This is a genomic window from Nostoc sp. TCL240-02 (assembly GCF_013343235.1).
Taxonomy (GTDB): domain Bacteria; phylum Cyanobacteriota; class Cyanobacteriia; order Cyanobacteriales; family Nostocaceae; genus Nostoc.
The window spans coordinates 1,964,841-1,978,032 of record NZ_CP040094.1 but is presented as its reverse complement, the minus strand read 5'-3'; the positions used below and the strand labels follow the sequence as shown (position 1 = coordinate 1,978,032).

12 protein-coding genes and 4 pseudogenes are annotated in these 13,192 nt (G+C 39.9%); 10 read left to right on the top strand and 6 right to left on the bottom strand.

Annotated features, from left to right (window positions below):
• Positions 1–98: 98 nt before the first annotated feature.
• The 5 genes and pseudogenes from FBB35_RS35420 to FBB35_RS08510 all read left to right on the top strand — a co-directional run bounded on the left by FBB35_RS35420 (position 99) and on the right by FBB35_RS08510 (position 2,947).
• On the top strand, positions 99–230 hold the full coding sequence (locus tag FBB35_RS35420) for a hypothetical protein (RefSeq protein WP_302480960.1): 132 nt from the start codon (positions 99–101) through the stop codon (positions 228–230).
• A gap of 45 nt (positions 231–275) precedes the next feature.
• Positions 276–770: pseudogene (locus tag FBB35_RS08520) on the top strand (DUF6444 domain-containing protein); the annotation flags it as partial.
• A 418-nt stretch (positions 771–1,188) separates the two neighbouring features.
• Positions 1,189–1,443 (top strand): hypothetical protein, encoded by a 255-nt coding sequence (locus FBB35_RS34490; RefSeq protein ID WP_254625873.1) that lies wholly within the window; start codon positions 1,189–1,191, stop codon positions 1,441–1,443.
• Entirely contained in the window at positions 1,392–1,892 is a 501-nt protein-coding gene (locus tag FBB35_RS08515) for an IS1634 family transposase (protein WP_302480980.1), read from the top strand. The genes FBB35_RS34490 and FBB35_RS08515 overlap by 52 nt, the downstream gene beginning before the upstream one ends.
• Positions 1,893–2,488: 596 nt before the next feature.
• Positions 2,489–2,947: a hypothetical protein gene (locus tag FBB35_RS08510; RefSeq protein ID WP_174707959.1), complete on the top strand. Its 459-nt coding sequence runs from the start codon at positions 2,489–2,491 to the stop codon at positions 2,945–2,947.
• Positions 2,948–3,170: 223 nt separating this feature from the next.
• Here the strand turns inward: FBB35_RS08510 and FBB35_RS33870 are convergent, their stop codons facing one another.
• A complete protein-coding gene (locus FBB35_RS33870; RefSeq protein WP_217481701.1) occupies positions 3,171–5,438 on the bottom strand; it encodes a DUF4157 domain-containing protein in 2,268 nt (755 codons plus the stop codon).
• 520 nt (positions 5,439–5,958) lie between these two features.
• On the opposite strand from FBB35_RS33870, the gene FBB35_RS08495 reads away from it, so the two are divergent.
• Complete coding sequence (locus tag FBB35_RS08495) at positions 5,959–7,575, top strand: hypothetical protein (RefSeq protein ID WP_368041825.1); 1,617 nt, start codon at positions 5,959–5,961, stop codon at positions 7,573–7,575.
• Positions 7,563–7,736 (top strand): hypothetical protein, encoded by a 174-nt coding sequence (locus FBB35_RS08490; protein WP_254625872.1) that lies wholly within the window; start codon positions 7,563–7,565, stop codon positions 7,734–7,736. The genes FBB35_RS08495 and FBB35_RS08490 overlap by 13 nt, the downstream gene beginning before the upstream one ends.
• A gap of 437 nt (positions 7,737–8,173) precedes the next feature.
• On the opposite strand, the gene FBB35_RS08485 is transcribed toward FBB35_RS08490, so the two are convergent.
• Positions 8,174–8,584: a peptidoglycan-binding protein gene (locus tag FBB35_RS08485; RefSeq protein WP_174709275.1), complete on the bottom strand. Its 411-nt coding sequence runs from the start codon at positions 8,582–8,584 to the stop codon at positions 8,174–8,176.
• Positions 8,585–9,041: 457 nt separating this feature from the next.
• Between FBB35_RS08485 and FBB35_RS08480 the strand changes: the two genes are divergently transcribed.
• Entirely contained in the window at positions 9,042–9,323 is a 282-nt protein-coding gene (locus tag FBB35_RS08480; RefSeq protein ID WP_174709274.1) for a hypothetical protein, read from the top strand.
• 48 nt (positions 9,324–9,371) lie between these two features.
• On the top strand, positions 9,372–9,698 hold the full coding sequence (locus FBB35_RS08475; protein WP_174709273.1) for a hypothetical protein: 327 nt from the start codon (positions 9,372–9,374) through the stop codon (positions 9,696–9,698).
• 7 nt (positions 9,699–9,705) lie between these two features.
• On the opposite strand, the pseudogene FBB35_RS08470 reads toward FBB35_RS08475, so the two are convergent.
• A pseudogene (locus tag FBB35_RS08470) lies at positions 9,706–10,530 on the bottom strand (IS630 family transposase); the annotation flags it as partial.
• A 91-nt stretch (positions 10,531–10,621) separates the two neighbouring features.
• Here FBB35_RS08470 and FBB35_RS08465 point away from each other — a divergent pair.
• Positions 10,622–11,644, top strand: a complete 1,023-nt coding sequence (locus FBB35_RS08465; RefSeq protein WP_174708137.1) for an IS4 family transposase — start codon at positions 10,622–10,624, stop codon at positions 11,642–11,644.
• Between the two features lie 67 nt (positions 11,645–11,711).
• Here the strand turns inward: FBB35_RS08465 and FBB35_RS08460 are convergent.
• From FBB35_RS08460 to FBB35_RS34480, 3 genes and pseudogenes are all read right to left on the bottom strand, one after another.
• Positions 11,712–12,017: pseudogene (locus FBB35_RS08460) on the bottom strand (transposase); the annotation flags it as partial.
• Between the two features lie 242 nt (positions 12,018–12,259).
• A pseudogene (locus tag FBB35_RS34485) lies at positions 12,260–12,712 on the bottom strand (transposase family protein); the annotation flags it as partial.
• A 45-nt stretch (positions 12,713–12,757) separates the two neighbouring features.
• Complete coding sequence (locus FBB35_RS34480; RefSeq protein ID WP_254625870.1) at positions 12,758–13,168, bottom strand: transposase family protein; 411 nt, start codon at positions 13,166–13,168, stop codon at positions 12,758–12,760.
• Positions 13,169–13,192 lie beyond the last annotated feature (24 nt).

Below are 13,192 nucleotides of genomic sequence, written 5' to 3'. Positions count from 1 at the left end.
CTTGAGTTCTGGAGCGATGGCGATTGCTTTTTTGTTGTTTACGGGAATTTTATGCAAGGGCAGGCAGTTAGCCTGTTTTATTATTCATGGTGGAAATTATGAGCGAGTTAAATGATGATGTGGTTGCAATGAGCGAGGAATTTAGTTTTGCCCATAAATCAATGACTAAGCATCAGGACTTAATTAAAGCCCTTGAAACAGAAGTAAGGATTCAGGTGGCAGAGTATTGACAAGGGGGACACTTGAGGGTAAGTATCACAAATATGAACTAAAGTCTGCCTCAAGAATTAGACCGAGAAAGCTTAAATCAGTTATCGAAAGACGAACTGGAAGATATCATCATTGAGCAGAGAAAGGCAATAGGTGAGTTACAGAAAATAATCTACGAACTACACCTTGAAGTAGAACGGTTAAAAGTCAGCAGAGATTTGGACAGCAAAACTTCATCCAAACCACCATCTGGGGACATTCTGAAAAAGAGTGAAAACAAAAAAGCACCCTTGGAAGAAGAACCAAACCATCCTAAAAGAAAACCAGGTGGGCAACCAGGACATACTGGAAAAACCCGTAAGGGCAATGGCCTAATAGATCGTTATGAAATCTTACGACCGACTGATTGTGCTTGTTGTGATCAAAAAGCATTTGCTCACACGGCAGTAAAAATAGAGAAACAGTCTGTAGCGCAATTAGTAGAACGTCCAATTGAAATAGTGGAATATCAACGCTATACCTGCGTGTGTGAGTGTTGTGGAAATATACAAACAGCCTCATAGTCGCCAGATATTATCCCAGGACAAGATTTAGGAATCAGATTACAGTCGAATGGCACTAAGAAAAGCTCTAAGATATGCGGGATAAGCGCTACAGCTATTGAACTGTGAAAGTCTTGGTATGGGGCAGGCAATTATCTTTGATGCAGTACTGCGATCGCCACGGAAAAGAGCAGGTATGCGATCACTGTGCCTGACAGAAGCAGTGCAAAGATGTACGAGTTGTTCAAAAATTTTTTAGAGATAAGAAAAGCTCACTCGTTCATGAAATACTTTCATTGATACGAATAAGCCAACAACATAAATCTACTGTGACACTACGAGTACAAATTCTCAAGGATAAATTTGGTCAAAGCTTAGGATTAACTTTTAAAGAGCTATAGCAATAAAGAAATTACCATAACCTACGGTTATTCACGTGACCATAGACCTACTGAAGGCAGAATCAAAAGCACTTCTGGAATTGAAAAAGTTATCACAAGATAAATTTGCTTGTGAAGCTGATGCTATCAAAGCATTATCAACATTATCAAAAAAACTTAAATATCACCAAATTACGGATACTAAAGTATCTGAAATTAAGCCTAAAAAAAAGATAACCAATCAGAAGTATCTTACCAAATTTCTGCCACAGTATCGAAGAATGAAAGTAAAATTGACACAGACATTTTGAGTGCAGGGCGTTTCATTATTGCCACAAATGTTTTAGAGTCCAGTGAACTCAGTGACGATTTAATGCTGAGTGAATATAAATCTCAGCAGTCTTGTGAAAATGGGTTTGCTTTTCTTAAAGACCCATTATTTTTTGCAGATAGTACTTTCCTGAAAGCAAGCGAGAGAATAGAGTCTCTAGGAATGATTATGGGTTTATGTCTCCTGGTTTATACATTGGCTCAACGCCAAATAAGAGCCGCGCTCAAAGAATCTAAATCAACTATTAAAAATCAATTGGGTAAAGCAACTGACCGCCCCACTTTACGTTGGATATTTCAATGCTTCCAGTCTATTCATTTAGTTGGATTTAACAATGAAAAACACGTCTCTAATTGGACTCAAGACAGGGATTTCATTTTAAACCTTTTACCAGATGATTGTCTCCATTACTATCAATTAGTCAGCTAAATTTTCTTTTTATTAATTTAATATAGACAAAACAATGAGCTAATATCTTTAATTTATAGCTCTAACTTGCTATGTCGATAATCTAGTTTCGCTACTGTTATTTATTCATCTAATTTATGATTAAAGCATTTAATATCTTCATTTATTTATCTCATTTAAATCTATCTACCACCAGTTATTATTGCTCGTTATTGACAATAGGCTTTGATGCCATTTTTGCTGATTCATGGCTGCTCAAATCTCTTTTTCGACTAAATATGTCTGTTTTAATTCCTGCTTCGCTTTTTGATCTCAGTAATTTCCCTCTGTGACACTTGGGGGTGCGGAAGGTGGGATATATACGAGTTATCAATTAATGAGAATTACTGCTAATCATGGGTTACACGACTTCGTTGATTTTTTAAAGCTTCAGATCGATTCGTGGGCGGATCATTTGGCTAACGAACAAGTACGATACTTCAGAGTTGGTAATTACTCGATTGAAGCCGCAGCGACTCCCGGTCACGTCTTTAGAGTCATAATAAGCTAATGAGCATTTAAGTTGCATAAAACCAGGGCTGAAGCCTTTGCTAGCAGGTCATATTTACACTGAAGCGATGTCTAGCGATAAGCTGTTTCACGTCTACGCTAATCAAACACCAGGGCTTGTAGAACAGGGTTATTCTGCTTTGTTCTTACTTGAAAATTCAGTTTCGGGTGTAGAAATGAAAGCGGCTCATGAAGGTGAAAGTTCCGCCGCACCCGTACCAAATCTTGAAAAGTGGTCACATGAGGCGATTATAGCGAGATCAAATATGCGACCGGAGCGTATGCAGAAACTTAAAGTTGCGGTGAATTCGGGGGAAAATCTGGGTTTTGAGTACTTGCAAGAGTGCTGGGATGATCCGGCGTTGCAGATTGTGATCAAGAAGCTGGTAGCAAAGTTTCCGCAGTGGGGTATCGCTTGTGTTGATGGTGTAATATGCGACTCGCTCCCATCCTCACTTATAAGCAGCGCGAGTGTACTGGGTTTTTGCACTACGTTCAAACAGTTCATCCAGAATTTTGGGACATAACGCTTTTTCTAAAAGCCTGCGAACCATTACGGAAACTGGACTTTTATAAATCGCTTAAACACCTTCCAAGCGCAACATTTCCATTCTCCACCCAAGAGAGTTTCACCTATGCATGAACAAACTACAAATCAAGCCATTACACAACACCTTGAAAGGGCTAGTCCTAAGATATTATTTTCGTGGATGGAAATTTAAAACGGCTTCTACAATCGTCATTGATGACTCATCGAAACCGATGCTCTCCCCCTCGTACTTCCCCTATCTTATATACGGTTATCATACCTATTCCGTCTGTATGCTGTCCATCCAGGGTCACGGTGTATAACTCGTGATCAGATGGATGGACATAAGTGGGAATATTTGTCCCCTTCATCTTAGTTGAACGATGTAAACGCGTAGAATCTCCGTTCGCTACTGACACTATATGGTCGAGCGCCACTCCCCCAAACTGGTGATTATTGGGATTATTGATGTATGCGGTGGTACCAGTGCTATCATTTTGTAATGTGTACCCAGGCGGTGGTAATATTTGCATTGGCTGTTGGACTGCATTAGCGGGCGGGTTGGCTGACACACCTCTGGTTTTTGTCTTGCTACGCCCGGCATTCACACCTATGGGAATCGGCTCCGCAGACCTTGGTGCGCTATAACTCTCATTTGGTTCACTGGTCAGCACTTGTCGCTCTGTTACGTTCCTGACAAGCTGGACAAACTTCTGTGCCTTCTTCTCATCCCTGGTGTATTTCTTAGCTATGATAAACGCCCAATTTCTTTTTTCTCCGTTTGTCGTGGCGTAAGGAGGAAATTGTTGTTTGTTAATATAAGCCCTTAACTCACCTAGATTTGCCGGTTCTTGAAATTTTTCTGCCTCTTCTTTCCCATTTCTTTCTTTCTCATAAGTTTCTTCACATGCTTCCCCTGTCGCCTTTTGCACCTCCAATAAGGCTTCTTCCTTACTTTTACTGTTTTTCAACAATAAATACAATGCTGAGAGCCCGACAACTGCTACCGCAGTGTACACCATCACCGACGATAGACCAAATCCCTCAGCCATACTCCATATTTCTTCCCACCCAAATGCCTGTACCGTCGGACTAGACTGAGGAAACACCTCTTTTAAGCCCAATTTTTGATACGGATTTTTAGGAGATTGTATTGCCTTTGCCCCCATCACATCTGCCTCCTTTTCCATTCCTTCCTCGTGATTGGCCTCCACCCCATCCTTCATCTGCATCGTTGGCTTTACTCGTCCCTGCGTCTGCTGAACGACGTGCCATGCTTCGTGCGGCAGATGTTGTTCCTCTCCCGACGCGACGTGAATATCGCTGCCTTGCGTATACGCCAACGCATTCAACTCGGCTGGTTTGGGTGAGTTGTAATGTACCCGCACATCATCCATCGCCAACCCTGACAAATTCTCAATCCCCACTTTCAGGTTGTCCGGTAATCCGGTTTTGTTCTCCGTCTGCACACTAGCCTTTCGCTGGATTTCCTTATTTTCTTCCGATATCTTCTCCCGTTGTTCCGTTTTCCCGTAAGGCTGTCTCTGCATCTCTATCTCTGCCGAGTGTGGGGTATCAGATGGCAACTGCTTTCCCTGCACCCTTCCCCCACCCTGCTGCACAACGTGTGTAAGTTCATGCGCCAACAACTCCTGCCCCCCACGACTCCCAAGCTCATACGCCCCCTGCCGAAAGAACACATCCTGCCCCGTGGTAAACGCCTTCGCCTGAATCGACTGATTCAACTGGTCAGCTTGGGAATCTGTGTGAATCTTCACCCCACTAAAATCAGCCCCAAACGCCTGTTCCATAGGTTGCCGAATATTGTCAGCGAGGGACTGTCCACCACCCCTTGCTTGTAGTATTGATGTTTCTAAATCAGGCGATGCTGCCATACCTCCCTCTGCCACACGCTGCACCATCGGCTTCATTTGTAGTTCCTCATCTTCGGCTGGCAGAGAATCTCGCTGTATACTGCGCTCCGGTTTCATTTGCAGTTCATCCTCCTCTTCGGACAATGACTCTCGCTGGAGTTTTTCGCTCCGTGGTTGATGAATCCTTTGGACTACCTGACGTGCAGTTTCGTCCGCCTCTTGCTCATACTTATCTCCAGGTTCTCCAATGGTCAGTTTTGCTTGTATTGGTATATCTGACCTATGAAGTGGAATATTGGCAATATTATGACCAAATCGGGTTGCATGTTCGAGTCGAGAATTCAATAATCCGTTCATCTTGGCTTGCAAGACAGTTAGGCAATCTTGTCCTTCAGGTGTAATTGAGCCAGACTTCGCCTGTAGCTTTAGTTCAGTTGCTTCCATCTGTTGTTCTGCAAAGCTTTCATTCTCTATATCAGTTGGTGTTTTAGCTGCAACTGATGCTTTTTGGATTTCGCTACCATAAGGTCTATGTACTAATTGAGGGTGTGAGTTTAGTACTGAGGAATTGGAATAGGTAGATGAGTCAGTCTTTGAAGATTTTGTTTTGTGCATTGTTTTTACAAGTTCAATGATTTACGTTAACCTGACATCAATCAGAGATGTCAGGAAAATCTTGAATATCGTGTTGTGAAAATCTAGGTACTTATAGTTACAAAATGCCAAAAACCAACCATTGGATCACAACAGTTACAAAATTCTGTCTTAACAGGTTTTCATAACTATTTTTACATTCTTTAAAAACAGACAATTGAGCTATTTGATCTTTGTCCAACAACAAGATTTCGAGATTTACTCCAGCTTTTATGCAATATTTATATTTTAGTAACAATCCTTAACGATTTTGATCTGAATATGTATAAGACAAGAACTTTCAAGAACTTTATAAAAAAGAAGATATGTATAGCATTTTAAAAGATATTCGCTTCATATTAGGAGATTTTTATCTATCTGGTGGTAGAGATTACTATTCAGTAACGTGAAATTATATTAATAATAAAGTTTTTAACTATAAAAATGAGCATTTTTATGTATTAAAGCAAATAGCTCGTTTCAACTTTTTACAAATCATACTTTGTTTGCGATCGCAGCCAAAGAAAAACCCTTCCCCACTGCCGCCGATTTCGCTCTTGGAGTTCAGAAGGTTGCACCAACAGCTAAACGCGCCGCAAAAAGCGAAAACCCTAAAACGCAATTGTGTAATTCTGTCACTGTTTCACAACAGTCACACCCTCGTTATAGGGATTCGGGAGTGATTGAGGCTTTGGCTCCAAACCATTGGCAGCAGATTGTTACCTTCAGTGATGGTGAGAGGCTGCTGATCAACAATGCGGATCTAGATGCTGCGAGTGTTCCATTCCCCAGAGAACAGAACTATCCACCAGAATATAGCTCAGCGATCACTCAAATTAAAGAACAGCATCAGGAAGAGTTAGAGCGCCTAGAGCAAGAGTTGAAGATTGGCTTGTTAACAGAAGCGTCAGCCAGAGCCGAAGCCCAGGTACAAGAACAAATCCAATCTCTGCAAAATCTGTACAAGCAACAGAAAGAGCAGAATATCCAGTTGCAGCTACGGCTTTCTGAAATGGAGGGGTTACGCAAACTGGAAATTGAGAATCAGCAACTCCAACAACGGATTCAGGAATTAGAACACGCCGTACAACAGCATCCGGTTCAACAGTGGGGGAATACCATGACCCAACAGGCGACCAAGGCTTTGAACAAGCAAGTGAAACAGGCGTTAGAAAAAACTATTGACTTGCGATCGCTAGCTGTTGAACCACCCAAGGAGAATGCCCAAGAATGTCTACGGTTGATGGGCATGGCTTTGAAGAATCTCGCCAGTGCAATGAACAATACCCAGGCGTTAGAGGCTGCGGCCATAATTCTGGGGAGTGAACCTACACCATCTGCGATCGCTTTCCGTGCCGAACAACTGGAAATGCTACCCCAGGCGGTTACTGACATTCGGCAGGTACTTACAAAACCTGGGTGTACTTGGCAGGAGTTTTGGGCAGTGGGACAAGAGTATGAGGTGATTAAATCAGACTACTGGGCAGAATTAAGCACAGAGGAAATAGATTTAATTACTGCTCTCCCGAAAACATCCTCTCAACCGGACACAATTGGCATCGGCTCTATCGTTGCCCATGCTGACCCGTATCGTACTTTGTATGTCGAGAGAGGTGAAGTTGTAGAGGATTTAGGCGAGGAAGTATTGGTGGCTTGGGATTGTTGGAAGGAGCAATCGAAAAAGGCTCATGCGCCCTTGAGGGGCGCGTCGCCTCAGATTGTTCAAGGCGTGTCAGAGAAGGAGGAAGACTTGCCTATGGCAATGGACTGCACATCGCTGGCGCTTGTGGATGCTGCACAAGATGAATCTGCTTTGTTGGAAGGAGAAAAGCAGGATAGTGGTTTTGAACTAAAAGATTGTTATGGAGGTACTTGTTCCGCCGCGCCCGTTGCACAAAATGAAAAATCTTCAAGTTCTGCGATCACTAATCAAACTCAGGGGCAAGTAGAACAGGATTATTCTGCTACGTTGCTGGTTGAAAATTCAGTTTCCGGTGGAGAAGTCAAAGTAGTTGATGAGGGTGAAATTTCCGCCGCACCCGTGCCAAATCCTGAAAAAGGTCGGATGAGGCGATTGTTGCAAGGGCAAATATGCGATCAGAACGGATGCAGAAACTGAAAGTTGCAGGGAATTCGGGGGAGAATCCGGGTTTTAACTTCTTGCAAGAGTGGTGGAGTGACGATCCGGCTTTGCAGATTGTGATCAAGAAATTGCTGGCGAAGTATCCGCAGTGGGGGATTGCGGTTGTGGATGGAGCGTTGGTTGATTGGGAGAGGTAAAAATCACACTGTCTCAGAATAACGTGTAGCTAAAGCGATTGCTGCTAAAAAGATGGTATTGTTATTATTTATACATCGATACCGTCGCTATGAAAAATCTGTTGCCATTGTTATTGAGTATTATTTTAATAAAACTAATAATCAGACTGACAACACTTCTAGTCAACCAAATAATCAATAAATATCTGTACCTGCTGGAACAAGTTTTGAGACTGTTCTTCAACAAGAAATATCTACGAGTAAAAGTCAAAATAATGACCGCTTTGTTTTAGAAATCAAAAATCCCTCAAACGCCGCTTGCTACCCTTTGGGAAGGCTAAACGCGTAACTTGCTTCCCAACTTACGCAGATAGAATAACCCTCTTTTAAGGCTAGGAAATAAATTCTAGCCTTTTGTCTTTCAGGCATTTCAGCAATGAGGATATTAGTAAACTGTTTTATTTCAGAGCTGCTAAAGTCCGATGTCCAACTATTCCGTCTGCTCTTAATCCTTTAGATTTCTGAAATTTGATCACAGCTGCCCGAGTTTTGTTATCAAACACACCATTCACACTTGCTGTATAGAATCCTTGTTGCTTTAAAGAATTCTGAACAGCTTTCACTGTCTCTCCCCTGCTGCCTACTGTTAGTACATTACGAGTACTACGCTTTGCCACATTATTGGACTTGCGCTTGGCATTAACCTTTGGTACAGCATTAGGTTTTTTCATGATGTTGCCTTGTTGAGTACTTTGGGCAATGTGGTTAGCAGGATCTGAACTTTGGCTTTTATTATTAGTTAAAGAGTAAGCAGGCACAGCAGTAGCTAGAATCAAAGCAGGGAGTAAATAAATTACTTTCCAATTCATCTTCTTGTTCCTTTCAAATGTATGAGATTTTGCAATTTCTATTTGAAGATCCATCTTGATAAGGGAATGTGCCTTAAGTAGATTTTCTTCTGTAGATTCTGGTGTGTGGGTTTAGTCTAAGACTATTTCCGAAGCCAGACCTATAGCATCACACGTTGTATTGACAAAGTTATTGCAAAATTGTGACAAAAGCGTGGCTAAATGTATTAAAATTTATGTTGCACTAATAGCTGATTCGTAATCAAAATCTGAACCTGCCATTCGCTTTATCATCAAACGAAATACAAAAAGTAGCTTCATGTGATTTATTCCCATTGAAAATAAGCTGTAGGCATTGCAATAAAAGCCATTAGTGACGCATTTATGGGAGGAAGTGCTGGAAGGGCGATCCTTATCCCTCTCCTAAGAAAACAGAATGGTTTGTTAGGAGAGGGTTATAGTTCCCTTGTCTACTGAGATGGGTTACATTATTTTTATCTCTGCGACGAAAATTCTCTCTGACAGTGAGCTATTCATTTTCAAACCCGACAAGTCCATAGAAGATGGACGGGAAACGGCTAGCTGGATGGTGAAAAATTTGCATGGCAGTCGGATGAAGGAGTTCTGGGAGAAAGCTAATTCTGAAAAACGAGAACCAAATGCTGGGGATTCAGAGATAGATGCTGCCTCTGAAGAAATGCGTGCTTTGTATAAAGCATCTATTTTAGCTCAAAGTCAGTCAGAGCAAGGATTCCAGTAAGCCTCACGAACTGCTTAGGAACACCTCACAAACTCTACAAAAGAGTTTGTGAGGTGTAACTCTGACACGCAACCCGTCATTTCGCACTGTGAGGAGGCGGCGATCACTCCCTTGGGGGTCGCGTCGCCTCAGATTGTTCAAGGCGTATCAGAGAATGAAGTTGAGTTACCTACGGTAACAGACTGTACGACGCTAGCGCTTGTGGATGCTGCACAAGGTGAATCTGTTTCGTTGATAGGAAAAGCCCAGGATTGTGGCGTTGAGCCGAAAGATTGTCATAAAGGTGCTTGTTCCGCCGCGTCCGTCGTTCAAAATGAAAAATCTCTAAATTCTGCGATCGCTAATCAAACTCAGAGGCAGGGGCAGGTAAGCTAATCGGCATTCAAGCTGCAATATAGCTGAGATTGCCTTTGTTTTTGATTTGGCGATGCCACTTAATCACTAACTCGCCTTGATTCAAAAGCTTATCTAGCAGTGATTTTAATTCATCTACTGATTTAAATAAGCGATGAGCAATATATTCTTTACATGAGTGCCAGACTAACTCAATAATATTGTAATCAGGGCTGTAAGGGGGTAAAAACTCTAAAACAAAATTTGGGAACTCTTCAGATATTTTAGCTATAATGTCTTTGCGTTTATGAAAACTAGCATTATCTAAAACTAAAATAATCTTCGGCCCAGATTTTACAAAATCTTCGCCAAGGTTTCCTTTACTTATCCACTCCTGTTTAATTAATTCAAATAATAGTTGTAATTGCTCGTAAAAAATATCTGCATTACCTTTTTTCACGAAAAAGCATACCCGCTTTCGGTCTAATTCTCGGATTGCTCCCATCACATTAACCCGACCACAACGCCGTTGCCCTGGAACATTTTTACGTTTTCCTTTTTTACTCCAATTCTTGCGTCGAATTACACGTAAACTAAACCCGCTCTCGTCCCAAAACCATACCTGTAGACGCTCTGGCTGTTCTCGTGCAATCAATAAATATTGGGTAAGTTTTTCTTTAAATTTTGCTCTATCTACTGGATTTTGTTTATCCTTTAGATCATATTTAGCCCAAATATAACTATACTTTTTTCGCTTTAATATCCTCCTCACTTGAGAGCTACTTAAATCAATACCTGTTTTCTCGGTTAAATAAGTAGCTAATCTTTCTGCTGTCCATTTCCCAAATTCGTAACCTAATGATGAGGGTTCTTGAGCAGAAGTGTTGAATGTTAAGAAAAATCCGATAAAAATAGCCCAAAATATGGTAGTTTTGGGCTAAGGCTTAAAATATATTAGTTTGATTGTGATTATAAATTCATTTCCCAAAATTGTCAAAGATATACTGAAAAGCCTGCCAAAAAACGATTATCCAGTATTGAACAGTCGTCTGTTTTTTGAGTGCTGGCTATCCTATGCCCTGGATAACAGCTTAACAAGTATGCGAGATTTGTTTAACAGATTAAATAACAATTGTTTTGAGGTAGATATTTCTACTTTCTCTAAAGCAAATTTACATCGAAGCCAAAAACCTTTTCAAGAGATTTACCAAAAATTAAATGAATTAGTACAGAAGAAAGTTCAAAAAAAGTTACACAATAAATATGCAATTTGTCCAATAGATTCAACAATTATTACTCTCACAAGTAAATTGTTATGGGTACTAGGTCATCATCAAGTCAAGCTGTTTAGTTCCTTAAATCTCTCCACAGGAAGCCCAGAAGATAACTTCATCAATTTTGGACATGACCATGATTATAAATTTGGTTCCAAAATGATGTCTAGTCTCCCAATAAATGCTGTTGGAGTAATGGATAGGGGTTTTGCTGGATTAAAATTTATCCAAGAATTAGTACAAGAAAACAAATATTTTGTTTTGCGGATAAAAAACAATTGGAAACTAGAATTTGATGGCTCAAATGGATTGGTCAAAGTTGGTGCATCTGATGATGCTCAAGCTTATAGAGTAATTAATTTCTGTGATTTAGAGACAAAAACCGAGTTTCGCTTAGTGACTAATTTACCAGAGTCGGGAGATGCAGCTGTTCATGATGATGAAATTAGGGATATTTATCGATTACGTTGGGGAGTTGAATTGTTGTGGAAGTTTTTAAAGATGCACTTAAAACTTGACAAACTCATTACCAAAAACGTCAATGGTATTACCATACAAATTTACGTGAGCTTGATAGCCTATCTGATTTTACAGCTTTTATCTATTCCCGAACAATGGGGACATACACTATTAGATAAATTCCGCTATCTTCAATCTTGTATGTGTCAGAAAATCAGCTATGTTCATTGGTTTGAGGAGATGATGTTTTGCTGACTAATTTAAGCTTTTGAGACTTAGTGTAACTAATAATGTAAAGTTTTGTATCAGCATTCAACATTTCTGGTTCTTGAGCAACAGTTTTTAATAAAAGTTCAATATATTCAGGAGTGGCTTTTCGCCAATGTTCGTACTCTCTTTTATTATGTAAGGTTTCTAAATTATCTGGATCTCCATGCATACACCAATATGCCACTGTTCTATGCGAACAGCCTAAAAATTTTGCAATTTCGTGTTGCGGCTTCCCATCATTTTGCAGAAGAATAATTAGAATTCTTTCCCTAATATGCGGTAGGTTGCTCTCTTTTAGAGCTTCCTGTAGCTTGCTGACTTGCTCCTGTGTTAAAAAGTTCTTGGCTGGTGGCGGCATAGGTGCTTTGAAACGGCTTCATCTTCTTATTATGCAACTTAAGTGCCGATTAGCTTAGAACAAAAGACTTGTCCACAAAAGATAAAAAGCTTACTGTGAAAGCGTTATACGAACTATAAGTGGGATGAAATACACTCTTATGAGTGAACGTAAAAATAAGGGTTTGGGGATGAAAATATTAAAATTATTAAAAGTTTTGAGAAACATAGCTTTGTGAAAAAGAAAATATCTTGGCTGATAATTCAAATATCATGACTTAGTATAAATGAATGATTTAGATGTAACCTAACTAATCCACATACTGCCATTATCACCTGATTATAACGATGTCGAGCTAAACGAAATCTATCACTAGCTACTCGAAAAGTTTTTACTCTACAGATGAGATGTTCAACACCAATTCTTCTTGATGATAATTTCTGATTTTCTGATTTTTGAATCTCGGAAAGTTCAGCTTTTTTTGGCTTTTTATAAGGTGTGGTAATAAATTCTTCTCCTATATAAGCTTTGTCTCCCAAAAATCTTTGTTTGGCATCTAGGTTTTGGCGATTATTTCTAAATAGTGTAATATCGCTTATCTTTCCTAATTGTCCAATACAAATATCAACTATATATTCACCTCTTGGCAATACTATAAATTGATTTTTTAGCGTGTGCATTTTCTTCTTACCTGAATAATATTTTTTCTGCTCTTGATAATCGCCTGGTCAAGGTAAGAGCTTGTTCTGCACTATCTATTATTAATTCATACTCACACAGTTGTTCGCATAATTCTTGATATTTTTGCTCATTTTTTTGGCTTCTTCTATTTGAGAGGCAGGTAAAATTTCCCTCAGAATTTCTACCCAATAATTAAATGTGTTATTTGCTTTTGTCCTCGATACATCAAATAATAATCCGAGGATTTCAAATATTGGCTTCTGTCTCAGGTATACTAGGCATAGACACACTCCCTGTCTTGGGGTCATTTCTGCTTTACGTCCTTCGCCAGATGCTATTAACCTAACTTTTATTTTTTCAATTTCTGCTTGTTTCTCTAGATGCCTTTTTTCTGCTAACGCTACTAATGTGATAAAGTCTTCATACTTAATCCCAATTAATCTTTTTGATTCCTGTGGGTATAGTTCTATTATTTCTAAGGGACTTGTCATTATTGATATACACAGTTACATTTT